Origin of the sequence: Mesorhizobium sp. CO1-1-7 (genome assembly GCF_020164885.1) — a bacterium.
In the GTDB taxonomy this organism is placed as follows: domain Bacteria; phylum Pseudomonadota; class Alphaproteobacteria; order Rhizobiales; family Rhizobiaceae; genus Mesorhizobium; species Mesorhizobium australicum.
This window is the reverse complement of the sequence record NZ_JAIUHA010000003.1, coordinates 478,967-500,523: the sequence shown is the minus strand read 5'-3', so window position 1 is coordinate 500,523 and position 21,557 is coordinate 478,967. Positions and strand designations below refer to the sequence as shown.

Sequence of the window (21,557 nt, the reverse complement as noted above, 5' to 3'; positions counted from 1 at the left end):
TTCAGGCCTCGGGTGAGCGCGCAGCGTGCCGTTCGCGCACCCAATCGTGGAAGCGGTGAAGGTCGTACTCCTCGGGCATCAGCACGCCAGCTGTATGACGCATCGAGCGCAGGCCCTTCTGGTTGACCTCGCAGATTGCCGCGTCCTCCTCCAGCACCTGTGTGCCGAAGGCAACGATGTTGTCGATGTCGGTCTCAGCGAGCGCCTCGGGCGCGAACAGCCATTCCGCGGTCAATTCGGTCTGTTCGGGACCGAGCGGCGTAAGCCGCACGGTCCTGACATAGTCGACATGGCCGACGATGAACATCGACGGCAGGCTGGTAGCATAGGTCTGACCGGCGCTGCGTTCCGCCGGCGTCAAGCTCGGGAAGATCGGCCCGTGCGTCTGCCCATCACGCGACCATGTCTCAGCCCCGGCGCGCAGGCCGCCGGAAAATTCTGGCGCGTCATTGTCGGCGTGGCGGAGCCATTCGGGATCGTCATGCCGGCTCGTCAGGCCGCGGCCATAGATCGGCACCAGCCGCGACAGGTCCTTGTGGACGCCCGGGCAGTGCAGGCACTCGTTGAAGTTTTCCCAAAAAATCTTCCAGTTGCAGTTCATCACCTTGCGCAGCACTTGCCCTGATACCAGCGTTTCCAGCGGCCAGTTGCCGAAGTCGCCGGAGGCCGGGTCGAAGGAGGATTGCGCCGAGCTCGCGGCATCTTCCGCAAGATTGACGAAGACGAAGCCCCGCCACACCGAGAGCGCGACGCGATAAAGCGGGTGATCGGCCTTGTCGAAGCCGTCAGGCAGCGATTTCGACGGCACGCGCACCAGATCGCCACGCAGCGAATAGGACCAGGCATGATACGGGCAGGTGATCAGCCGCGCCTTCAGCCGGCCCTGGCTTTCCTGGCAAAGCTGCGAGCCGCGATGCCGGCAGGTGTTGTGGAAGGCATGCAACTCGCCGGTGTCGTCGCGCAGCAGGAGGATTTCCTGCGTACCGACGCGGAAGGTGCGGAACGCCAAAGGCTGGGCAAGGTCGGCCTCGCGGCAGACGAGCAGCCAGTTCCTGTACCAGATGGCGTCGAGATCGCGCTGATAGTTGTCCTGGTCCCAATAGGCCGACGAGGGCAGCGTCGGCTCGGTTCGAGTCAGGCCGTTATAGGGCACGCACTCGCTGGCATTGGGCTGCATGGCTGGCTTCCCGTGAGGGGTGCCAGCCGACACCCGGCCATGAAGTTTGTCAATCGGGACGGGGTGAGGACAGCTTCGCCGATACGGCGCTCCTGCGCTGGCGGCTGTCGGAATTTGGTTTGCCGGGCGCGGCGAATTTCCCTATAGTCACCGATGTCGTCGGTTCCTTTTTGGAGCCAAGAGGGAATGCGGTGCGGGCAGGAATTCCTGCCCAATGCCGTGGCTGCCCCCGCAACTGTGTGCGGTAGTCCTCTCCATATGCCACTGAAGATTTTTCTTCGGGAAGGTGGGGAAGGGCGCTTATCCGCGAGCCAGGAGACCTGCCGGCGACAGGAAACTGACTTCGATGCCCTCGGGTGGAGGGCGAAAGGACAAGACATGACTACCGCTTCCGTCTCCCTCGGCGCCTCCGTCTCCTCGCAGTCGCGCTTCATGCAGCTTGCGCTCGCGGCGCTGCTCGGCATCTTCGTCGTCGGCTTTGTCGGCTTCTCGCATATCGATGCGGTCCACAATGCTGCCCACGACTATCGCCATTCGATGGCGTTTCCCTGCCACTAACGAGGATCCGACATCATGAATCTGTTTCGCAACGTCGTGTTCGTCGCGGCGATCGCGGGGCTCGTGGCCGGTGTCGTTCTCGCCTGCATGCAGGCCTATGCCACCGTGCCGCTGATCCTCAAGGCGGAAGTCTACGAAAGGGCCGGCGGCGGCCACCACCATGATCACGCGGCCGCACCAGCGGCGACCAATGATGCCATGAGCACGGTGGCGCCCGCTGGGAATGCCATGAGCTCTGCCGCGCCCGCGGGCACCGATGCCGTGACACCGGCGGAGGAAGACGAAGGCTGGGCGCCGGCCGACGGTTTCGAGCGTTTCGCCTTTAGCGTGGTTGCCAATATCGTCACCGGCATCGGCTTCGCACTGGTCCTGGTCGCGGTTTCCGAGTTCTTCGGCGGCGTCGGCAACTGGCGCCAAGGTGTGTTCTGGGGCTTGGCCGGCTTTGCCGTGTTCACACTGGCACCGGGTCTCGGACTGCAGCCGGAACTGCCGGCAATGCCGGCGGCCGATCTTCTGCCGCGCCAGATCTGGTGGACGGCGACGGCGGCCGCGACCGCGATCGGCCTAGGCCTGATCGTGTTTCGCAGATCGCTGCCATTGACCATCCTCGCCGTCTTGCTGATCGTCGCGCCGCATGTCGTCGGCGCGCCGCAGCCCGACAGTTTCGAAACACCGATCCCGGAAGGCCTGCACCATCAGTTCGTGGTGGCGGTGACGGTGACCAATCTGGTGTTCTGGCTGGTGCTCGGCGCGATCGTGGGCGTGGTGCGCAGGCGCTTCACCGGCATGGCGACCAGCCTGCGCGACAGCTTTGCCTGATCGCGGCAGGCTGACCTTCATCATCGGTGGTGGGCGCTCCGGCAAGAGCGCGCACGCCGAAACCCTGATGACGGCATTGCCCTCGCCATGGGCCTATATCGCCACGGCGCAAGCCCATGACGACGAGATGCGCGAGCGCATCGCGCTGCACCGCTCGCGGCGCGGTGAGGGCTGGTCGACCACCGATGCGCCACTCGACCTCGCCGAAGCGCTGGAGGCGTTGCCAGACGGGCAGCCGGTGCTTGTCGACTGCCTGACGCTGTGGCTGACCAACCACACGCTGGCCGATCACGACGTCGAGGCCGCGTGCCGGCGGCTGGCGGACGTGCTGTCTCGGCCGCGCGGACCGTGGTTCGTGGTAACGAACGAGGTCGGGCAAGGCATCGTGCCCGACAACGCGCTGGCGCGTCGGTTTCGTGACGATGCCGGCCGGCTCAACCAGCGGGTCGCCGCGATTGCCGACACGGTGCTGCTCATGGTGGCGGGGCTACCGCTCAAGGTGAAGTGAAATGACCGATATCGACGACAAGGATGAAGAACGCCATCGCGCCAAGATGGCCAAGCGCAAGGCGGTGCAGGACGCCGAGGTTGCGGGCAAGACGATCGAGAAGGGGTTGCTGATCGTCAACACCGGTCCCGGCAAGGGCAAGACCACGGCCGCCTTCGGTCTTGCGCTGCGCATGCTCGGCTACGGCAAGCGCGTCGGCGTCGTCCAGTTCATCAAGGGCAAATGGCACACCGGCGAGAAGGAGGCCTTTGCCGTCTTTGGCGACCGTGTCGTCTGGCACGCAATGGGCGAGGGTTTCACCTGGGAGACGCAGGACCTGAAGCGCGATATCGCTGCCGCCGAGGCCGCCTGGGCCAAGGCTCTGGAATTGATCGCCGACCCCTCGATCAGCCTTGTCGTGCTCGACGAGCTCAACATTGCCTTGCGCTACGACTATCTCGCTCTCGACAAGGTGGTTGCGGCGCTCAAGGCTCGCCGCGAAGGCCTGCATGTCGTCGTCACCGGCCGCAACGCCAAGCCGGCACTGGTCGAGGCGGCGGACCTGGTCACCGAGATGGGGGTGACAAAGCACCATTTCTCGGCTGGCGTGAAAGCGCAGCAAGGCATCGAGTTCTAGAAAACCAGAACGGCGATCAGCGCGACAAGGCCGAACAAGCCGATCAGCAGGTAGTCCGCGACCCGGTAAAGCTTGAGCGCCCGCCTGATATCGCCGCTGTCGACATCGCGGCGGCCGCCTTCGCCCATGAAGATGTCGTCGACCATGACACCGCCATAGCTGCGTGGTCCGGCGAGCGCCAGCCCGAGCGCGCCGGCCATGGCCGCTTCCGGCCAGCCGGCATTGGGCGAGCGGTGTTTTTTCGCGTCGCGCCTCACCGCCTGCCAGGCGTCGCGGGGGTCGGCGCCCTCGACCAGGAGGGAAGCGAGCACGATCAGCAGCGCCGTCAGCCGCGATGCAGGCAGGTTGATCCAGTCGTCGAAGCGCGCCGCCGCCCAGCCGAAGGCCTCATGGCGCGGAGTCCGGTGGCCGACCATCGAATCGGCGGTGTTGGCCGCCTTGTAGGCCGCGCCGCCGGCGAGCCCTCCGACCCCGGTCCAGAAGGCGGGGGCGACGATGCCGTCGGAAAAATTTTCCGCCAGGCTCTCGATCGCCGCGCGGCAGACGCCGGCGCGGTCGAGCGTCTCGGGATCACGGCCGACGATCCGCGAAACGGCGGCTCGGCCCATGTCGAGGCCTCCGCTGTCGAGCGCGTCGGCGACGGCTTCGACATGTTCGTAAAGGCTTTTCTGCGACAGAAGCGATGTCGCCAGAAAGACGGCAACGATCCACCCCAGGGGGACGAACCAGAGCAGAACAAGCTGCACGCAAAGGCCCGCTATCGCAGGCACCAGCACGATGACCAGAAGCGCCTGGACACCACGTTGGCGACGCAACGCGTCGGGATCAGTGGCGCGGTTGAGCCGCAAGTCGAGAAAGGATATCAGCCTGCCGAACCATGTCACCGGATGGCCGATGGCGCGAAACAGCCAGTCGGGATAACCAAGGGCGAATTCGACAATTAATGACAGGAAAGCGATCAGGACTGACATGAAGCTTCTTGAAGGAGCGGTGGACCATGGTGGAAGTCTTGGCCGGGCAAGGGCGCTTTTCCCCAATGCCGTGCTGCCTTTCGTCGACCTCTCGACCGGTATCAATCCGCACTCCTACCCGCTTTTCGACCTGCCCGCCACCTCGCTGTGGCGATTGCCAGAGGCCGCGCGTGGACGCGAACTGATAGAGATCGCGGCCAACACCTATGGCGCGCCTTCCCCAGCAAGCGTGGTGGCGGCCCCTGGCACACAGATCCTGTTGCCGCGCGTCGCCTCGCTGGTGAGGCCCGGCAAGGCAATGGTGCTGGGGCCGACCTATGCCGAACACGCCCGGGCGGCGGCGATTGCCGGGCACGACGTGGTCGAGGTCAGCGATTTCGCGGCGCTGGCGAAAGCCGACCTCGCCATCATAGTCAATCCGAACAATCCCGATGGGCGCGTCGTCGAGCGCGACCGGTTGCTGGTGCTGGCCGCTGGACTTCGCGCCAAGGGCGGGCTGCTGGTCGTCGACGAGGCGTTCATGGATGTCGGTCCATGCGAGCACAGCCTCGCCGGCGATGTCGGCCAGGGCGGCATCGTCGTGCTGCGTTCGTTCGGCAAGTTCTTTGGTTTGGCCGGCCTGCGGCTCGGGTTCGCGCTTGCCGAAGCGCCGACGGCTGAACGGCTGGACATGCAGTTCGGGCCGTGGGCTGTCGCAGGACCGGCCTTGGAATACGGCATCCGCGCGCTCGCCGATCTCGATTGGCAGGATGCGATGCGGGCCTCGCTGGCGGAAGCGACGGTGCGGCTCGATGCGCTGTTTAGCCGTTTCGGCGTTCCCGTCGCGGGGGGCACCACGCTGTTCCGCTATCTCAGCCTGCCCGATGCCGGCGGCCTGTTTTCCGGCCTTGGCCAGAGCGGTATCCTGCTGCGGCATTTCTCCGAACGGCCGCATGCCTTGCGCGCCGGACTGCCGGGGAGCGAGGAGGAGTGGCGCAGGATCGAATCCGCCCTTGCCGATTGGGCGTCGCGGCGCGAGGATCGGTCGAAAGGTTTCAAACAATGATCCATGTCTGCTCACTGGCGAAAATCGAGGAAGTGGTGGCCAGGACCGGCGCCGACCGCATGCTGTCGCTGCTCGCCGCCGGAACGGACGTAGTCCGACCGGCCTCGATCACAAGGGAAAACCATCTGCACCTGGTCATGCACGACATCGCCGTGGCGCAGGACGGCATGACCATGCCGGGCGAGGAGCATGTCCGTAACCTGCTCGATTTCGCACGCCGCTGGGACCGGGCGAAACCAATGCTGGTGCACTGCTATGCCGGCATCAGCCGTTCGACCGCCTCGGCCTATATCATCGCCGCGGCTTTGGCGCCGAAACGCAACGAGGTGGAACTGGCGCGGACGCTGCGAGCGCTGTCACCTTCGGCGACGCCCAATCCGCGGCTGATCGCGGTGGCCGACGCGCTGCTCGAGCGCAACGGCCGCATGATCGAGGCGATCGAGTCGATCGGGCGCGGCGCCGACGCCTTTGAAGGCACGCCGTTCGCCCTCCAGATCGACGGTTAGCTATTTCAGCCACTCCGCGAGCTTGGCCTTGCGCACATCCCGCACCAGGTTGATGAACCCGTCAGCCTGATATTCCGCGGTCAGCCGGCCTTTCTCGGCTGTCGCGATGCTGGCGTCGCCGACCACGCCGTTCGGGTTGAGATCCCCGGCAATCCAGGCGAAGGCGTGGGTGCCTGTGTGGCGCAACAGCGAGAATTCCTTCTCGGCCTTGGCGACGTTGGAAACGAAATTGTCGGCCTTGCCCATGTCGACGAGATCTGGCCGGAAATGCAGCATCAGCGACGTCTCGACATCGCCGCCATGAATGCCGTGACGATCCTCGAGTTCGGTGTACATGCCGGCCGGGCGGCCAAAGCGCTGCCAACTGGTCTTCACCGCCAGCATCTTTTCGCGCACGCGCAATTCGCGCGTGACGATGCCCATGATCTCCTCATTGCCGCCATGCGAATTGACGACGATAAGCTTGCGCACGCCGGCGCGCGCGATCGACAGGCCGAGCTCGGTCCAGGCGTCGACCAGCGTCGTTGCCGGCAAGGTGAGAGTGCCCGGCGCGTGCAGATGCTCGTTCGACTTGCCAACCGCCTGGACCGGCAGGATGCGGATATCGAGATCGTCGGGCAGGCGTGAAATCACCGTGTCGAGCATGCCGTTCATGATCGAAGTGTCGGTCGACACAGGCAGATGCGGTCCATGCTGCTCGATAGCCGCCAGCGGCAGCACCGCGATTGTCGCCTCGGGATCGATCGAGGCGTATTCGGTGGTCCGGTAGTCGCCCCACCATACGCGTTTCTTGCCAGCAGTCATGTCACGCCTCTTCAAATGATCAGGTCAGACCTAGCGCGGTGCCGGCCGGCCTGTCGATCACCCGGCCGCGATGGCCTCGACCTCGACCTTGAATTCGGGCCGGGCAAAGCCGGAAACGATCATCAGCGTCGAGGCTGGCGCCGGGCTCGAAAACAGCCGGTCGCGAACCTCCATATAGGGCCGCAGATGCGCGCGGTCGGTGACATAGGCGTTGATGCGAACGATGTCGCCAAGTCCCAGCCCGGCTTCGCCCAGAACCGCCGCGATGTTCCTGAAGCAGAGTTCGGCCTGCGCGCCGGCATCTTCCGGTATCTGGTCGTCCGCCGTGATGGCGACCTGGCCCGAGCACAGCACCAGCCGCTTGCCGGCCGGCACCTCGACGCCGTGGCTGTAGCGGGCAAAGGGTGGCTTGATCGACTTAGGGGTAAGGAATTTGAACATGGCAATCTCCTGGATATCGCCAGCCTAAGGCCGGATGCATTGCACCATCAAGATGGTGGTGCATGTCGCCGGTGCGATTGTGGACAGGCGTTCAAAAAATAGGCACGATGCCCTTCGGTGCAGCACGACCTTTCCGGCTTTCGCAGATGGCTGTGGTGCAGGCGGGCGGGTCCCGGCGCGCGACGCCGGTGGCATGTGTCTTGCTTCTTGAATCTTTGGTGTCAAGCACGGCGCGCAACGCGCCGGTGCAAATAAAGGGCGGTGTCAATGTACGTGAAACAGAAGATTTCGGCCGCGGTGGTGGCCCTGCTTGCAGCCAGCACGCTGGGCGCGGCGGCGAATGAAAAAGTCACTTTCGGCACCAACTGGCTCGCCGAGCCGGAACATGGCGGCTATTACCAGGCCGTGGCCGATGGCACCTATGCCGCCTGCGGTCTCGACGTCACCATCATGCAGGGCGGCCCGCAGGTCAGCGGCCGGCCGATGTTGCTCGCCGGCAAGATCGATTTCTACATGGGCGGCAATCTGCTGTCGGCCTTCGACGCCGTCCAGCAAGGCATTCCGATGCGTGTGGTGGCAGCCGACTTCCAGAAGGACCCGCAGGTCATCATGTCCCACCCCGGCGAGGGGCTCGACAAATGGGAAGACCTGAAGAACGCCGAGCAGTACATTCTGGGTGACGAAGGCGTGCAGACCTTCTTCCAGTGGATGGTCATCGAGCTCGGTTTCGACGCTTCAAAGCGCGTGCCCTACACCTACAACACCGCGCCTTTCCTTGCCAACAAGAAGTCGATCCAGCAGGGCTACGTCACCTCGGAGCCGTTCGCGGTCAAGAGGGAAGGCGGCTTCGTGCCGAACCAGTTCCTGCTCGCCGACTACGGCTGGGACACCTATTCGACTACGATCGAGGTGATGCAGGAGACGATCGACAAGAAGCCTGAGGTGGTCCAGTGCTTCGTCGATGGCTCGGCCAAGGGCTGGTACAAGTACCTCTACGGCGACAACAAGGCCGCCAACGACATGATCAAGAAAGACAATCCTGACATGAGCGACGAGCAGATCGCCTTCTCGATCGAGCAGATGAAGAAGTTCGGCCTGGCCGATTCCGGCGACACCGAGAAGCTCGGCATCGGCGCCATGAAGGAAGAACGGATCAAGAGCTTCTACGACAAGATGGTCAAGGCCAAGGTCACGCCTGAAGGCATCGACATCACGAAAGCCTACACGCTGGCCTTCATCAACAAGGGGGTCGGGCTCGAGCTGAAGAAATAGGCCGGCCCGGCATGATGCGGGAACAGGTGGCGCAAACGCCCGCCTCGGACATGGCTCCGACCTTGCTGGCGCTTCGTGGCGTCGGCAAGGTCTTTTCCAACGGCGTGACGGCGCTCAGCGATGTCGACCTGACGATCCGGGAAGGCGATTTCCTCAGCCTGCTCGGACCGTCGGGCTGCGGCAAGTCGACGGCGCTGCGGCTGATTGCCGGCCTGTCCACGCCGACATCCGGCGTGCTCGACTGGCGCGGCGGCGGCTCGCTCGACCGTGCCAATATCGGCTTCGTCTTCCAGGAGCCGACGCTGCTGCCCTGGGCCAGCGTCTTCGACAATGTCTGGCTGCCGCTCAGGCTGAAAGGCATTTCCCGCGCCAAGGCCGCCCCGGCGATAACGGAGATGCTGGCGCGGGTGCACCTCACCGGCTTCGAGGACGCCGTGCCGCGCGAACTCTCCGGCGGCATGAAGATGCGCGTCTCGATCGCGCGCGCCATGGTGACCAAGCCACGCGTGCTGTTGATGGACGAGCCGTTCGCGGCCCTCGACGAGATCACCCGCTTCAAGCTCAACAACGACCTGCTGGAACTGTGGCAAGACGAGCGCTTCACCGTCGTCTTCGTCACCCACAGTGTGTTCGAAAGCGTGTTTCTCTCCAACCGCGTCGTCGTCATGGCGGCTCGGCCGGGGCGGGTGTTCGACGAACTCGCGATCGAGGCCTCCTATCCGCGCGATGATGCGTTTCGCACCTCGCCTGACTATGCGGCCCTTTGCCGGCAAGCCTCGGATGTGCTGGTCAATGCCATCAATTCAACAGTGGGCTCGCATCATGACGGCCATTGACGGCACGTTGAAACTCGACCCCGAGGAAGCGCGCCGCGTGCGCCAGGAGCGGTTTGAGCGGATCGGCCGCTGGGTTCTGCCGCTGGCGATCATGATCCTGGCGATCTGGCTGTGGGACCGCATCTGCGTGTGGAACGAGATCCCGCAATACATCCTGCCGCGCCCCGGCGTTGTGCTGACAACGCTCTACAACGATGCCGGCCTGCTGTTTTCCGCACTGCTGGTCACCTTGCGCATCACCTTCCTCAGCCTGCTGCTGGCGGTGGTCGGTGGCGTCGGCCTGGCGGTCTTGTTCGCGCAGTCGAAATGGGTGGAGATGTCGTTCTTCCCCTTCGCCATCGTGCTGCAGGTGACACCGATCGTGGCGATCTTTCCGCTGATCAACATCTATGTCGACAATCAGACGACCAAGCTCCTGCTCTGCGCCTGGATCGTCGCCTTCTTCCCGATCCTGTCGAACACCACGCTCGGCCTCAACTCGGTCGACCGCAACCTGCGCGACCTGTTCAAGCTCAACGGCGCGACGCGCTGGCAGCAGCTGCGCTATCTCAGGCTGCCGGCGGCTATGCCGTATTTTCTCGGCGGGCTGAAGATCGCCGGCGGCCTGTCGCTGATCGGCGCCGTGGTGGCCGAGTTCGTCGCCGGCGCCACCGGCCAGTCGTCCGGGCTTGCCTCGCGCATCATCGAAGCGGGTTACCGGCTCAACGCGCCAAGGCTGTTCGCGGCGCTGTTCCTGATATCGCTGACAGGCATCCTGATCTTTCTCGTGCTGTCGCTGATTTCGCATCTCATTTTGCGGCGCTGGCACGAGAGCGCGCTGAAGCAGGAGCGGTAGACCTTGATACCAGCCTCTGGCTCTTACCGCCTTGCCAACGCGCGTGTTCATCAATCTGTCACGCTTGGTCTGGCTGCGACCTTCGACAGCGACGGTTTCGCCCTTGCCGACATTACCGTCGCGGACGGCAAGATTTCCAGCATCGCCGCGCAGGCCGCATCGAAGCTACCGCCGGGCGTCATCGACCTTGCCGGCCGTATCGTGCTGCCGTGTTTCGTCGACTGCCACACGCATATCGACAAGGGCCATATCTGGCCACGAAAGCCCAATCCAGACGGCAGCTTCATGGGCGCTCTGAACGCCACGGGCGCCGACCGCGTGGCGCGCTGGAGCGCCGAGGATGTGGCGCGTCGCATGGATTTCTCGCTGCGCTCGGCCTACGCGCATGGCACCAGGGCGCTTAGAACTCATATCGACAGCGTCGCGCCGCAGGAGGAAATCTCCTGGCCCGTGTTCGAGACGATGCGCGAGGCATGGCGTGGCCGCATCGAATTGCAGGGTGCCTGCCTGCTCGGCATCGAGGGCGTGCGCGACAAGAAATGGTTCGACAGGCTGGCCAAACGCGTAGCCGCCGCCAAGGGCGTGCTTGGAGTCGTCACCTATATGGTGCCGGACCTGGAAGAGCTGCTCGACCACGTTTTCGCGCAGGCAATCAAGCACGGGCTCGACCTTGATTTCCACGCCGACGAGACTGATGACATCGCCGCGATCTCGCTGAAGAAGATCGCCGAGGCAGCGCTGTGGAACGGCTTCGAGGGCAACATCCTCATCGGCCATTGCTGCTCGCTGGCGCGCCAGCCCGATCTCGAGGTGCTGGACACGCTGGACAAGGTGGCGAAGGCCGGGCTGGCAATCGTGTCGCTGCCGATGTGCAATCTCTATTTGCAGGACCGTCGCGCTGACCAAACCACACCGCGCTGGCGTGGCGTGACGCTGCTGCATGAGATGAAGGCGAGGGGCATTGCGGTGGCCGTCGCTTCGGACAACACGCGCGATCCCTTCTATGCCTATGGCGATCTCGATATGCTGGAGGTCTACCGCATGGCGACGCGCGTCCTGCATTTCGATCATCCGGTCGGCGACTGGCCGCAGGCGGTCACCGCGACGCCGGCCCATGTGATGCGGCTCGATGGCTTCGGCACGCTCACCGCCGGAGGCGATGCCGACTTCGTGCTGTTCAAAGGTCGAAGCTGGACGGAATTGCTGTCGCGCCCCGAATCGGATCGCATCGTCGTGCGTGCGGGGCGAGCGATAGACCGGCAATTGCCCGACTATGCCGAACTCGACGGACTGATGGTGGAATGATGGATGTTTCGGCGCTCAAACGCGATCTCGACGGGATAAAACTCGACGACAATCCGGCCATCGTCCAGCAGAAGAGCCGCGACTTCTACTGGTACAGTCCGGTGCTGAAACAACAGCTCGACCATGTCACCGGCGACCTCATCGTGACGCCCAGGAACGAAGCCGAACTGATCCGCGTGCTTGCCGCCTGTCATCGGCATGGCGTGGCGGTGACGCCGCGCGGCAGCGGCACCGGCAATTATGGCCAGGCAATGCCGCTTTCGGGCGGTGTGGTGCTTAATCTCGCCGAGATGAACGAGATCAAGTCGATCGCGCCGGGGCGTGTGGTGACCGGACCGGGCGCGGTCCTGGCCGACATCGACAAGGCGACGCGCGCGCATTCCGGGCAGGAGCTGCGACTGTCGCCCTCCACCTACAACACCGCCTCGATCGGCGGTTTCATCGCCGGCGGCTCCGGCGGCGTCGGCTCGATCAATTTCGGCGGATTGCGTGATTTCGGCAATGTGCTGCGCCTGCGCGTGGTGACGATGGAGGCTGAGCCGAGGGTGCTCGAACTCACCGGCGAAGACCTGCACAAGGTGACCCACGCCTATGGCACCAATGGCATCATCTCGGAAGTCGAGATGCCGCTGACGGCGGCCTATGACTGGATCGACGTCATCGTCGGCTTCGACCAATTCATGGATGCGGCGCGCTATGGCAATGCGCTGGCCTGCCAAGACGGCATCCTGACCAAGCTGATCACGCCGGTCGCGGCACCCGTGCCGCAGCTTTATTTCAAGCGGCACCAGAAATTCTTCAGGGAAGGTCAAAGCATCTGCGTCGTCATGGTGGCGCGACATGGGCTGGATGCTTTTCTGGCCTTTACGCGCCGCGCCGGGGGTGAGGTGACCTACAACGCCACCACTGCGACCCCTGAGGAGAAAAAGGGCCTGCCGCCGGCCTATGAGCTGGCCTGGAACCACACGACGCTCCGGGCGCTGCGCGTCGACCCCGCCGTCACCTACCTGCAGTCGCTCTATCCCTTTCCCAACCAGCTGGCGCTGGTAGAGAAAATGGATGCGATGTTTCCCGGCGAAGTGTTCTCGCATCTCGAATTCGTGCGGCTGGATGGCAACATCACCTGCTTCGGCCTGCCGCTGGTCAAGTTCACCACCGAGGCGCGGCTTAACGAGATCATCCGCCTGCATGAGGAAAATGGCTGCCCGATCTTCAACCCGCACCGCTACACGCTGGAAGAGGGCGGCATGAAGCAGACCGACGCGGTGCAACTCGCCTTCAAGCGCGAGACCGACCCGCAAGGCCTGCTCAATCCCGGCAAGATGATCGCCTGGGAAAACCCGGACTATGACTACCGTTCGGGCCGGACGTTCCTGTTCAAGGGGTTGCAGAGGACCGGATGAGGAGAAGTTCGCGCTTGAACACCCCCCTCTGGCCTGCCGGCCATCTCCCCCGCAAGGGGGGAGATCGGACTGCCTCATTGCTTTCGCCAATTGTCAGCGTGGCAGGTTGGCGGCAGCGTTTAAGCTGCCAATCTCCCCCCTTGCGGGGGAGATGGCTGGCAGGCCAGAGGGGGGTGCCTCGCGCCGACCTGCGGAATATCCTCCCGTGAAAATCCTCGTCCTCTACGCTCATCCGGTCGAGACCAGCTTCAATGCCGGGCTGCATGGGACGATCGTCGAGCGGCTGACGGCGGCGGGTCACGTGGTCGACGATTGCGATCTCTATGCCGAAGAATTCGATCCGCGGCTGACGCGCCAGGAACGGTTGGACTATCACAATCAGCGCGGTCCCGGGGATCCTGCGGCGCCATACGTCGAGCGCCTGTTGCGGGCCGATGCGCTGGTGCTTTCCTATCCGGTCTGGAATTACGGTTTCCCGGCGATCCTGAAAGGGTTTTTCGATCGCGTCTTCCTGCCGGGCGTGTCGTTCAAGCTGGTCGACGGCAAGGTGGAGCCGTCGCTGCACAACATAAGAAAGGTCGCGGCGGTCACCACCTATGGCGGCAGCCGGTTCCGCGCCTTTCTGATGGGCGACCCGCCGCGAAAACTGATCAAGCGCATGCTGCGCGCCACGGTAAAGCCGGGTGCTCCGGTGACCTACCTCGCGCATTATTCGATGAACCTGTCGACCGATGAAACCCGAAAGTCCTTCACGGCGAAGGTCGCGGCCAGCATGGATGCATTCTGATGCGTGCCCTTGTCGTCTATTGCCATCCGGTGCCGGAGAGCTTCTGCGCCGCCATTCGCGACATCGCCGTGGATGTGCTGACGCGTCGAGGCTGGGACGTGCGGCTGCTCGACCTCTACGCCGAAAAGTTCGATCCGGTGATGAGCTGCCAGGAGCGGCGTAGCTACAATAGTCAGGCGCCGCAGGACCCGGCGCTGAAACCGCATTTCGAACTGCTCAACTGGGCCGAAGCGATCCTGTTCGTCTACCCGACCTGGTGGTACGGGCTGCCGGCGATGCTGAAGGGCTGGCTAGACCGGGTGTGGGCGACCGATGTCGCCTTCAAGCTGCCGGCGGGCAAGGGCGGGATCAAGTCGCTGATGACGCATGTCACCAAGGTCGGCGTCATCACCACTTGCGGTGCACCGACCTGGTGGAGCGTCGTCGTCGGCCAGCCCGGGCGCAAGACCTTGCTGCGCGGCATGCGGGCGCTGTGCGCCAGGCGCTGCAAGACGTTCTTCCTGGCGCATTATTTGATGGACGCCTCGACGCCGAAGACGCGAGCGGCGTTTCTGGTCAAGGTGCGGGCGAAGTTGGAGCGGTTTTGAAAGATTAGCACCTTCTCCCCGTGAACGAGGGAGAAGGAAAAAGCGCCGCTACATCTTCGTCCGTTCCGACTTCGGATCGTACATCGGTTTCAGCGATGCCTCAGCCGCAAACCGTTCGCCGGCGATCTCGATTTCATAAGTCGAGGCGAGCACATCCGCCTCGCCCTGCCCTTGGCACGGCACATAGCCCAGCCCGATCGCTCCGCCGAGATGATGGCCGTAATTGCCCGAAGTGATCGGACCGATGATCTTGCCATCGCGCAGGATCGCTTCGTTGTGGAAGAGCAGAGGCTGCGGGTCCTTGAGGCGGAACTGGACCAGGCGGCGGTCCAATCCGGCCTCCTTCTTCTTCAGCACGGCATCGCGGCCGATGAAATCGCCCTTGGCCGTCTTCACCGCGAAGCCGAGGCCCGCCTCCAGCACATTGTCCTCATCGGTGATGTCGTGTCCGAAATGGCGGAAAGCCTTTTCTATGCGGCAGGAATCCAGCGTGTGCAGTCCACAGAGCTTTAGCCCGACATCGGCACCGGCCTCAGCGATGGCCTCGAAGACATGGGCGGCCTGTTCGGTCGAGATGTAAAGCTCCCAGCCGAGCTCTCCGACATAGGTGACGCGGTGCGCCCGGGCGAGGCCCATGCCGATTTCGATCTCCTGGAACGTGCCGAACGGATTGTTCTCGTTGGAGAAGTCGTTGGGGCTGACCTTCTGGATCAGTTTTCGCGCATCCGGGCCCATCACGCAGAGCACGCTTTCAGCGGCGGTTACGTCCGTGATGATGACGAACTGGTCGCCGACATGCCGCCGCAGCCAGGCGAGGTCGCGCTGCAGCGTGGCGCCCGGCACGACGAGGAAATAGGCCGTATCCGAAAGCCGCGACACGGTGAGGTCGCTCTCTATGCCGCCGCGCTGGTTGAGCATTTGCGTGTAGACGATCTTGCCCGGCGCCACGTCCATGTCGTTGGCGCAGAGTCTTTGCAGGAAGGTGCAGGCGTCGCGGCCCTCGACGCGGATCTTGCCGAACGACGTCATGTCGAACAGGCCGACCTTGTCGCGGACAGCCAGATGCTCCTCGCGCTGGTTGTCGAACCAGTTCTGCCGCTTCCAGGAATAGCGATATTCGCGCTCCTGGCCTTCGCGGGCGAACCAGTTGGCACGCTCCCAGCCGGCGACTTCGCCGAACACGGCGCCGCGCGCCTTCAGATGCTCGTGCAGGGGCGAGCGGCGCACACCACGCGAGGTTGCCATCTGGCGATAGGGGAAATGGTCGGCATAGAGCAGGCCGAGCGTTTCGGAGACGCGTTCCTTGAGATAGCGGCGGTTCTTCTGGAAGGGTTGAGTGCGGCGGATGTCGACTTCCCACAGGTCGAACGGGGCTTCGCCATCGTTGATCCACTGCGCCAGCGCCATGCCGGCGCCGCCCGACGAGACGATGCCGATCGAATTGTAGCCGGTCGCCATCCAGTAGCCGCGCAACTCCGGCGCCTCGCCGAGATAATAGCGGTCATCTGGGGTGAAACTTTCAGGGCCGTTGAAGAAAGTGTGGATGCCGGCGGTCGCCAGCATCGGCATGCGGCTAACGCCCATTTCGAGGATCGGTTCGAAATGGTCCATGTCCTCCGGCAACTGGTCGAAGCAGAAATCCTCGCGGATGCCCTCCATGCCCCATGGCTTGGCCACCGGCTCGAAGGCGCCGAGCATCATCTTGCCGGCGTCTTCCTTATAGTAGGCGCACTCGTCCGGCACGCGCAGCACCGGCAGGCGGCCAAGGCCGGGGATCGGCTCGGTGACCAGATAAAAGTGCTCGCAGGCGTGCAGCGGGATGTTCACGCCGTTCTGGGCGCCGAGGTCGCGCGCCCACATGCCGGCGCAGTTGATGACGATGTCGGTCTCGATCGTGCCCTGGCCTTCGCCTTGCGCCCAGGACACGCCGGAGACGCGGCCATTTTTCGTATGGACCTTGGTGACCTTCACATTCTCCGCGATTGTGGCGCCGCGTTGGCGCGCACCCTTGGCAAGCGCCATGGCGATGTTGGCCGGGTCGCACTGGCCGTCGAGCGGCAGATGCACGGCGCCGACCACGTCCGAGACATTGAGATGCGGGTACATCTCCTTGACCTCATTGGGAGAAATCTCGCGCACGTCGACGTCGAAGGCGCGGGCGAGCGACGCCTGCCGGTAGATCTCGTGCTTGCGCTCTTCGGTCAGCGCCACGGTGATCGAGCCGACCTGGCGCATGCCGGTGCCGACCTCGGTCTCTGCTTCCAGCTTGACGTAGAGATCGGCCGAATATTTCGCCAGCCGGGTCATGTTCTGCGAGCCGCGCAACTGTCCGATCAGCCCGGCGGCGTGCCATGTCGTGCCCGAGGTCAGTTGCTTGCGCTCCAGAAGCACGATGTCGGTCCAGCCAAGCTTGGCCAGGTGGTAGGCGACCGAGCAGCCGGAGACGCCGCCGCCGATGATGACGACCCTTGCCTTGGTGGGAATGGCTTTCGTGGGAAGGCTCCTGGCAGTCATGCGGCCTCACGACGGTAGCTGGAAACGAAATGGCGCAGCCGGGCGGCTGCTTCCCTGAGCACGGGTTCGGGCTGGCACAGGCTGATTCTGATATGGCCGGCCGCGGCTTCGCCGAAACTCGAGCCCGGCATGACGCCGACCTTCTCCTTGTCGAGGAAGGCGAAGGCGAATTTCTCGTCGTCGGGTTCGACATCGGATATGTCGAGCATGACATACATGCCGCCTTCGGAACCGCGCACGGTGACATCGTTCATGCCACGCACGGCATCGAGCAGAACGGTGCGGCGCGCCGCGTAGCGTTCGGCGATGTCCTTGACGCCATGGTGCTGCTCCAGCGCCTCGGTGCAAGCGATGGAGATGAAGGCCGGCAGGCCGTAGGTCGTCACCAAATTGAGATTGATCAGCAGTGTGATCATTTTTTCCGGACCGGTCAGCCAGCCCATGCGCCAACCAGTCATGCCGTGGCTCTTGGACATCGAATTGATCACCAGCGTGCGCTCGGCCATGCCGGGCAGCGAGCGCGGCGAGACATGCTCGCCGCCGCCCAGCGTCCAGTAGACCTCGTCGGATAGCAGCCAGAGATCGTGCTCGCGGCAGATTTCGGCCAGCTGTTCCAGCCGCTCACGCGAATAGACGGCACCGGTCGGGTTGTTCGGCGTGTTGATCAGTATGGCGCGCGTGTTGGGCTTGAGTGCGGCACGGATCATGTCCGCGCGCGGTTGGAACCCATCCTCGGCCGGTGTCTCGACGACGGTGAAACTGGCACCGGCGGCACTGAAGGTGTTGGGATAGGTGGCATAGTAGGGGGCAACCACGATGGCGTGGTCGCCCGGGTCAAGAACGGCCTGCACGGCCGCGTAAAGTGCTGCTTGGCCGCCCGGCGTGGCGATGACCTCTTCCGGCGTCGTCTCGACACCGGTGCAGGCGCTGGAGGCCGCCGCCATCGCCTTGCGCAGGCGCGGCAGGCCGGGCAGCGGCGTGTAGTGATGGTTGCTGCCGCGAACCGCCGCAACGCAGGCTTCGATCGTCTCCGACGGCGTGTCGAAATCGTGGTCGCCGACCGACAGCATGATAATGTCCTCGCCGGCTTCCTTGCGGGCCCAGGCGGCGAAATGAACTTCCCAGCCGTCCTTGCCCGATGGAACAATGCCGGTGATGCGCGATGATGGTTTAGGCATGTGAGACTCCCGTGATCGCGTAGCCGTCCTGTTGCAGCCGGTCACGCAAGGCGGCGATATGGGCAGGACCGACCTCGCAGCAACCGCCGACGATGTCCGCACCCGCTTCCACCCAGCCGACAGCCTGGTCGGCGTAGGCATCCGGACCGAGGTCGTGGCGGGCATGCAGTACATCCACCGTCCCGCCATGCTTGAGCGCTTCGGTGGAAGTGAAGCCATTGGCATAGGCACCGACCAGGCCGCCAAGCTCGATCAGTTCAGGCAAGGCCGCCGCAATCGCCTCGGGGCGGCAGCAGTTGAGCAGCCGCGCCGCCACCGGCAGATTTCCGAGCGCATCGGCCGCCGACGCAATCGTCTCGCCGCTGCGCAAGCGCGGCGTGCCGTGATCGGCCAGCGTCCATGACACCCAGACAGGCTTGCCGCTTTCCGATGCGGCGGTGACCGCCGCGCGCGCTTCCTCCGACGACGCCATGGTCTCGCAAAGGAACAGGTCGACACCGTCCACCTGCTCGGCGACGATGCGGCGGTAGATGTCGAGCGTCTCCTGGTAGGAGATCGTCAGCGCCGGCGCGTAGCTGCCGAAGAGCGGCGACAGGCAGCCGGCGATCGCCGCGTCGCCGGCCTCGTCACACGCTTGCCTGGCGAGCTCGATGCCACGCTTCTGCAATGGCTTGAACAGGTCTTCCGCGCCTTCGCGCGCCAGGCGTTCGGGCGTCGCCGAATAGGTGTTGATGGTGATGACGCGGGCGCCGGCGCGGATGAATTCGGCATGCAGGCCGCGCACAAGGTCCGGTTCGTCGATCAGCACCCTGGCCGACCACAGCGGCGTCGGCTCGGACTGGCTGCGCCGCACCAGCTCCTGGCCCATGCCGCCATCGGTGAGGATAACGTTCTTCATGCGCGCAGTCTTTCGTTCCTGGGATCCCACAAGGGTTCGTCCTGTTGCACGATCGCCTTGAAGCGATCGCCGAAGATCTCGACCTCAACCGATGTGCCGGGTTCGGTCAGGTCGGCGCGCAGCATGCCGAGCGCGATCGACTTGTCGACGCGATGGCCCCAGCCCCCCGACGTCGTCTCGCCGACGATCTGGCCGTCATGCCAAAGGGTCGACATGTAAGGCGCGTCGCAATCGCCGGGATCTTCGACCACCAGCGTGACGAAGCGTTTCTTCACGCCTTGCTGTTTTTCGTTCTGGAGGGCCGCCTTGCCGCGGAAATCGGGCTTTTCCCATTTGACGAAGCGCTCCAGACCGCCCTGCAGGATCGAATAGTCGGTCGACAGGTCGCCCTTCCAGGTGCGGTAGCCTTTTTCGAGCCGCAGCGAATCCAGTGCGTACATGCCAAACGGCTTCAGCCCATGATTCTGCCCGGCAGCGCAGATCGTATCGAAGATCGCGGCAGTGTCGTCGACCCTGGTGTGGATCTCCCAGCCGAGCTCGCCGGCGAAGGAGACGCGGACCAGCCTGGCCCAGCGCCCGGCAATCCTTGTTTCCTGATGCGTCAGCCAAGGCAAGGTCAGGTCGGCGTCACAGACGTCGGCAAGGATTTTTCGCGAGTTGGGACCGGCCAGGATCTGCGTGGAGAATTCGTCCGTCCGGTCGATCAGCTTGAACGCCGCATCCCCGGGCATGTGCGATTTCAGCCATTCGAAGTCATGCCACTGTGCCACCGCCGCGGTGATCAGCGTCATGGACTCCTCGCCATGGCGCACCACCGACATTTCGGTGACGATGCGGCCCTTGTCATCGGAGAAATAGACGAGGCCGATGCGGCCGGGCTTCGGCACCAGGCCGGTCACCTGCCGGCTCAGCCATTCGGCGGCACCAGGGCCTTCGAGATTGAAGCGCGAGAAGCCGGGCAGGTCGAGGATGCCGGCAGCGTCGCGGACAGCCAGGCACTCTTCGCGCACGCGCTGCTGCCAAGGCCCGTCGCGGCGGAAGGTCAGCGTGGCTTCCTCGGAGACGTCGTCGCCGTCCCGCGCGTACCAGGTGGCGCGTTCCCAGCCATTGTAGGCGTCGAAACGGGCACCCAGCGCCTTGATGCGATCGTGGATCGGCGACAGTTTCCTGTCACGTCCTTCCGGCCAGGCATGGCGCGGGAACTGGATGGCGTATTCGTTGCCATAGATCTCCATGCCCTTGGCCACGCAATAGTCCGGCGCGGAAGCAAAGGAGGTGAAGCGGCGCGGATCGCACGACCACATGTCCCATTCGGTCTGGCCTTGCGTCACCCATTCGGCCAGCACCTTGCCGGCACCGCCGCCCTGGGCGATGCCGAAAGTGAAGACGCAAGCCTCGAAGGCGTTGGGAACGCCGGGCATCGGCCCGATCAGCGGATTGCCATCCGGCGCATAAGGGATCGGGCCGTTGATGACCTTGGAGAGGCCGGCGGTGCCGAGGATCGGCACACGGGCGACGGCGTCGGCCAGGTAATGTTCCAGCCGGTCGAGGTCGTCGGGGAAGAGCTGGAAGGAAAAGTCGTCCGGCATGGGGTCGTTGTGGGTGGCCCAATGCGCGCGGCAATTGCGCTCATAGGGGCCGAGATTCATGCCCGCCTTTTCCTGGCGCAGATAATAGGAAGTATCGACGTCGCGCAGCAGCGGCAGCTTCTTGCCCTGTCCCTTCGACCAGGCGGCGAGTTCGGGGATTTCCTCGAACAAAATGTACTGGTGGCTCATCACCATCATCGGCACTTCGCGGCCGAACATCCTGCCGACTTCGGCGGCACGGTAGCCGGCTGCATTGACGACGATCTCGCAGCGGATCTCGCCTTGCGGTGTCTCGACCACCCACTCGTCCTTTTCGCGGCGCACGCCTGTCACGGGGCAGAACCGGATGATTTTCGCACCCATGTCGCGCGCGCCCTTGGCCAGCGCCTGCGTCAGCTGTGCCGGGTCGATGTCGCCGTCGCTCGGATCGTACAGCGCGCCCTTCAACTCATGCGTTTCGAGGAAGGGGTAGCGGCGCTTGATCTCGTCGAGCCCGATCACGTCTATGTCCATGCCTTGGTAACGGCCCATGCCCTTGGCGCGCTGGAATTCCTGGATGCGTTCCTTTGTGTGGGCGAGCCTGAGCGAGCCGGTGACATGGTAGTTCATGGGATAGTCGACGGCGTCGGCCAGGCCGCGATAGAGCTCGGTCGAATAGCGCTGCATGTTCATCAGCGACCAGGAGGAGGAGAAGGTGGGCACATTGCCGGCCGCATGCCAGGTCGAGCCGGAGGTCAGCTCGTTCTTTTCCAGGAGCACGCAGTCGGTCCAGCCGGCCTTGGCCAGGTGATAGAGCGACGAGGTGCCGACAACGCCACCTCCGATGATCACCACGCGCGCCGTGCTCGGCAAACCCGCCATGTTCTTCTCCCAATCTTCAAGCGCGCCGCGCTTCTTTTGCTTTATGG

The 21,557-nt window shown here is 64.1% G+C and carries 21 protein-coding genes and 1 riboswitch; of the genes, 13 read left to right on the top strand and 8 right to left on the bottom strand.

All coding sequences use genetic code 11. The annotated features are described in order from the left end of the window. Position 1: 1 nt before the first annotated feature. Positions 2 to 1,177 carry an aromatic ring-hydroxylating oxygenase subunit alpha gene (locus tag LB516_RS09005; protein ID WP_224719364.1) on the bottom strand — a complete coding sequence of 392 codons (1,176 nt, stop codon included), beginning with the start codon at positions 1,175 to 1,177 and terminating at the stop codon, positions 2 to 4. Between the two features lie 143 nt (positions 1,178 to 1,320). Further along, positions 1,321 to 1,520: riboswitch (cobalamin riboswitch) on the top strand. A 35-nt stretch (positions 1,521 to 1,555) separates the two neighbouring features. Between LB516_RS09005 and LB516_RS09000 the strand changes: the two genes are divergently transcribed. The 4 genes from LB516_RS09000 to cobO are packed head-to-tail and all read left to right on the top strand — an operon-like array spanning position 1,556 to position 3,678. Further along, positions 1,556 to 1,735 (top strand): CbtB domain-containing protein, encoded by a 180-nt coding sequence (locus tag LB516_RS09000; protein ID WP_015317373.1) that lies wholly within the window; start codon positions 1,556 to 1,558, stop codon positions 1,733 to 1,735. Between the two features lie 15 nt (positions 1,736 to 1,750). Then, positions 1,751 to 2,554 carry a CbtA family protein gene (locus tag LB516_RS08995; protein ID WP_224643517.1) on the top strand — a complete coding sequence of 268 codons (804 nt, stop codon included), beginning with the start codon at positions 1,751 to 1,753 and terminating at the stop codon, positions 2,552 to 2,554. Next, positions 2,547 to 3,062: a bifunctional adenosylcobinamide kinase/adenosylcobinamide-phosphate guanylyltransferase gene (gene cobU, locus LB516_RS08990; protein ID WP_224719363.1), complete on the top strand. Its 516-nt coding sequence runs from the start codon at positions 2,547 to 2,549 to the stop codon at positions 3,060 to 3,062. Before LB516_RS08995 ends, cobU begins: the two co-directional genes overlap by 8 nt. A gap of 1 nt (position 3,063) precedes the next feature. Next, on the top strand, positions 3,064 to 3,678 hold the full coding sequence (cobO, locus tag LB516_RS08985) for a cob(I)yrinic acid a,c-diamide adenosyltransferase (protein WP_140615856.1): 615 nt from the start codon (positions 3,064 to 3,066) through the stop codon (positions 3,676 to 3,678). Here cobO and cbiB read toward each other — a convergent pair. Further along, entirely contained in the window at positions 3,675 to 4,649 is a 975-nt protein-coding gene (cbiB, locus tag LB516_RS08980; RefSeq protein ID WP_224523193.1) for an adenosylcobinamide-phosphate synthase CbiB, read from the bottom strand. The genes cobO and cbiB overlap by 4 nt on opposite strands. On the opposite strand from cbiB, the gene cobD reads away from it, so the two are divergent. Both cobD and LB516_RS08970 read left to right on the top strand, forming a co-directional pair. Next, positions 4,648 to 5,694: a threonine-phosphate decarboxylase CobD gene (cobD, locus tag LB516_RS08975; RefSeq protein ID WP_224719362.1), complete on the top strand. Its 1,047-nt coding sequence runs from the start codon at positions 4,648 to 4,650 to the stop codon at positions 5,692 to 5,694. The genes cbiB and cobD overlap by 2 nt on opposite strands. Next, positions 5,691 to 6,200, top strand: a complete 510-nt coding sequence (locus tag LB516_RS08970; RefSeq protein WP_224719361.1) for a tyrosine phosphatase family protein — start codon at positions 5,691 to 5,693, stop codon at positions 6,198 to 6,200. The genes cobD and LB516_RS08970 overlap by 4 nt, the downstream gene beginning before the upstream one ends. Here LB516_RS08970 and LB516_RS08965 read toward each other — a convergent pair whose 3' ends face one another. Continuing rightward, complete coding sequence (locus LB516_RS08965; RefSeq protein WP_140661022.1) at positions 6,201 to 7,004, bottom strand: creatininase family protein; 804 nt, start codon at positions 7,002 to 7,004, stop codon at positions 6,201 to 6,203. A 57-nt stretch (positions 7,005 to 7,061) separates the two neighbouring features. Continuing rightward, positions 7,062 to 7,445 carry a RidA family protein gene (locus LB516_RS08960; RefSeq protein WP_140615865.1) on the bottom strand — a complete coding sequence of 128 codons (384 nt, stop codon included), beginning with the start codon at positions 7,443 to 7,445 and terminating at the stop codon, positions 7,062 to 7,064. A gap of 267 nt (positions 7,446 to 7,712) precedes the next feature. On the opposite strand from LB516_RS08960, the gene LB516_RS08955 reads away from it, so the two are divergent. The 7 genes from LB516_RS08955 to LB516_RS08925 all read left to right on the top strand — a co-directional run bounded on the left by LB516_RS08955 (position 7,713) and on the right by LB516_RS08925 (position 14,470). Beyond that, positions 7,713 to 8,717 carry an ABC transporter substrate-binding protein gene (locus LB516_RS08955; RefSeq protein WP_140714786.1) on the top strand — a complete coding sequence of 335 codons (1,005 nt, stop codon included), beginning with the start codon at positions 7,713 to 7,715 and terminating at the stop codon, positions 8,715 to 8,717. A gap of 11 nt (positions 8,718 to 8,728) precedes the next feature. Beyond that, positions 8,729 to 9,553, top strand: coding sequence for an ABC transporter ATP-binding protein (locus LB516_RS08950; protein ID WP_140714788.1), 825 nt, complete (start codon positions 8,729 to 8,731; stop codon positions 9,551 to 9,553). Next, positions 9,540 to 10,388 carry an ABC transporter permease gene (locus LB516_RS08945; protein WP_015317384.1) on the top strand — a complete coding sequence of 283 codons (849 nt, stop codon included), beginning with the start codon at positions 9,540 to 9,542 and terminating at the stop codon, positions 10,386 to 10,388. Before LB516_RS08950 ends, LB516_RS08945 begins: the two co-directional genes overlap by 14 nt. Positions 10,389 to 10,391: 3 nt before the next feature. Continuing rightward, complete coding sequence (locus tag LB516_RS08940) at positions 10,392 to 11,693, top strand: cytosine deaminase (RefSeq protein WP_140714790.1); 1,302 nt, start codon at positions 10,392 to 10,394, stop codon at positions 11,691 to 11,693. Beyond that, a complete protein-coding gene (locus tag LB516_RS08935) occupies positions 11,693 to 13,096 on the top strand; it encodes an FAD-binding oxidoreductase (RefSeq protein WP_140714954.1) in 1,404 nt (467 codons plus the stop codon). Before LB516_RS08940 ends, LB516_RS08935 begins: the two co-directional genes overlap by 1 nt. 205 nt (positions 13,097 to 13,301) lie before the next feature. Further along, positions 13,302 to 13,883, top strand: a complete 582-nt coding sequence (locus tag LB516_RS08930; protein ID WP_224523188.1) for an NAD(P)H-dependent oxidoreductase — start codon at positions 13,302 to 13,304, stop codon at positions 13,881 to 13,883. Further along, entirely contained in the window at positions 13,883 to 14,470 is a 588-nt protein-coding gene (locus LB516_RS08925; protein WP_224523186.1) for an NAD(P)H-dependent oxidoreductase, read from the top strand. The genes LB516_RS08930 and LB516_RS08925 overlap by 1 nt, the downstream gene beginning before the upstream one ends. A 48-nt stretch (positions 14,471 to 14,518) precedes the next feature. On the opposite strand, the gene LB516_RS08920 is transcribed toward LB516_RS08925, so the two are convergent. From LB516_RS08920 to LB516_RS08905, 4 genes are read right to left on the bottom strand one after another with little or no spacing between them, the layout of a single operon-like run. Next, positions 14,519 to 16,984: an FAD-dependent oxidoreductase gene (locus LB516_RS08920; RefSeq protein WP_224523184.1), complete on the bottom strand. Its 2,466-nt coding sequence runs from the start codon at positions 16,982 to 16,984 to the stop codon at positions 14,519 to 14,521. Continuing rightward, entirely contained in the window at positions 16,981 to 18,162 is a 1,182-nt protein-coding gene (locus tag LB516_RS08915) for a pyridoxal phosphate-dependent aminotransferase (protein WP_224523182.1), read from the bottom strand. Before LB516_RS08915 ends, LB516_RS08920 begins: the two co-directional genes overlap by 4 nt. After that, the gene (locus tag LB516_RS08910; RefSeq protein ID WP_224523180.1) at positions 18,155 to 19,060 is read right to left on the bottom strand and encodes a homocysteine S-methyltransferase family protein; all 906 of its coding nucleotides are present in this window, start codon (positions 19,058 to 19,060) and stop codon (positions 18,155 to 18,157) included. The genes LB516_RS08915 and LB516_RS08910 overlap by 8 nt, the downstream gene beginning before the upstream one ends. Further along, entirely contained in the window at positions 19,057 to 21,510 is a 2,454-nt protein-coding gene (locus tag LB516_RS08905; protein WP_224719360.1) for an FAD-dependent oxidoreductase, read from the bottom strand. The genes LB516_RS08910 and LB516_RS08905 overlap by 4 nt, the downstream gene beginning before the upstream one ends. Between the last annotated feature and the right edge of the window lie 47 nt (positions 21,511 to 21,557).

What these genes read in the sequence shown, in the direction of transcription:
- LB516_RS09005 (WP_224719364.1), bottom strand. Translation starts at nt 1,177, where the DNA reads ATGCAGCCCAATGCCAGCGAGTGCGTGCCCTATAACGGCCTGACTCGA.
- LB516_RS09000 (WP_015317373.1), top strand. Translation starts at nt 1,556, where the DNA reads ATGACTACCGCTTCCGTCTCCCTCGGCGCCTCCGTCTCCTCGCAGTCG.
- LB516_RS08995 (WP_224643517.1), top strand. Translation starts at nt 1,751, where the DNA reads ATGAATCTGTTTCGCAACGTCGTGTTCGTCGCGGCGATCGCGGGGCTC.
- cobO (WP_140615856.1), top strand. Translation starts at nt 3,064, where the DNA reads ATGACCGATATCGACGACAAGGATGAAGAACGCCATCGCGCCAAGATG.
- cobD (WP_224719362.1), top strand. Translation starts at nt 4,648, where the DNA reads ATGAAGCTTCTTGAAGGAGCGGTGGACCATGGTGGAAGTCTTGGCCGG.
- cbiB (WP_224523193.1), bottom strand. Translation starts at nt 4,649, where the DNA reads ATGTCAGTCCTGATCGCTTTCCTGTCATTAATTGTCGAATTCGCCCTT.
- LB516_RS08970 (WP_224719361.1), top strand. Translation starts at nt 5,691, where the DNA reads ATGATCCATGTCTGCTCACTGGCGAAAATCGAGGAAGTGGTGGCCAGG.
- LB516_RS08965 (WP_140661022.1), bottom strand. Translation starts at nt 7,004, where the DNA reads ATGACTGCTGGCAAGAAACGCGTATGGTGGGGCGACTACCGGACCACC.
- LB516_RS08960 (WP_140615865.1), bottom strand. Translation starts at nt 7,445, where the DNA reads ATGTTCAAATTCCTTACCCCTAAGTCGATCAAGCCACCCTTTGCCCGC.
- LB516_RS08955 (WP_140714786.1), top strand. Translation starts at nt 7,713, where the DNA reads ATGTACGTGAAACAGAAGATTTCGGCCGCGGTGGTGGCCCTGCTTGCA.
- LB516_RS08950 (WP_140714788.1), top strand. Translation starts at nt 8,729, where the DNA reads ATGATGCGGGAACAGGTGGCGCAAACGCCCGCCTCGGACATGGCTCCG.
- LB516_RS08945 (WP_015317384.1), top strand. Translation starts at nt 9,540, where the DNA reads ATGACGGCCATTGACGGCACGTTGAAACTCGACCCCGAGGAAGCGCGC.
- LB516_RS08935 (WP_140714954.1), top strand. Translation starts at nt 11,693, where the DNA reads ATGGATGTTTCGGCGCTCAAACGCGATCTCGACGGGATAAAACTCGAC.
- LB516_RS08925 (WP_224523186.1), top strand. Translation starts at nt 13,883, where the DNA reads ATGCGTGCCCTTGTCGTCTATTGCCATCCGGTGCCGGAGAGCTTCTGC.
- LB516_RS08920 (WP_224523184.1), bottom strand. Translation starts at nt 16,984, where the DNA reads ATGACTGCCAGGAGCCTTCCCACGAAAGCCATTCCCACCAAGGCAAGG.
- LB516_RS08915 (WP_224523182.1), bottom strand. Translation starts at nt 18,162, where the DNA reads ATGCCTAAACCATCATCGCGCATCACCGGCATTGTTCCATCGGGCAAG.
- LB516_RS08910 (WP_224523180.1), bottom strand. Translation starts at nt 19,060, where the DNA reads ATGAAGAACGTTATCCTCACCGATGGCGGCATGGGCCAGGAGCTGGTG.
- LB516_RS08905 (WP_224719360.1), bottom strand. Translation starts at nt 21,510, where the DNA reads ATGGCGGGTTTGCCGAGCACGGCGCGCGTGGTGATCATCGGAGGTGGC.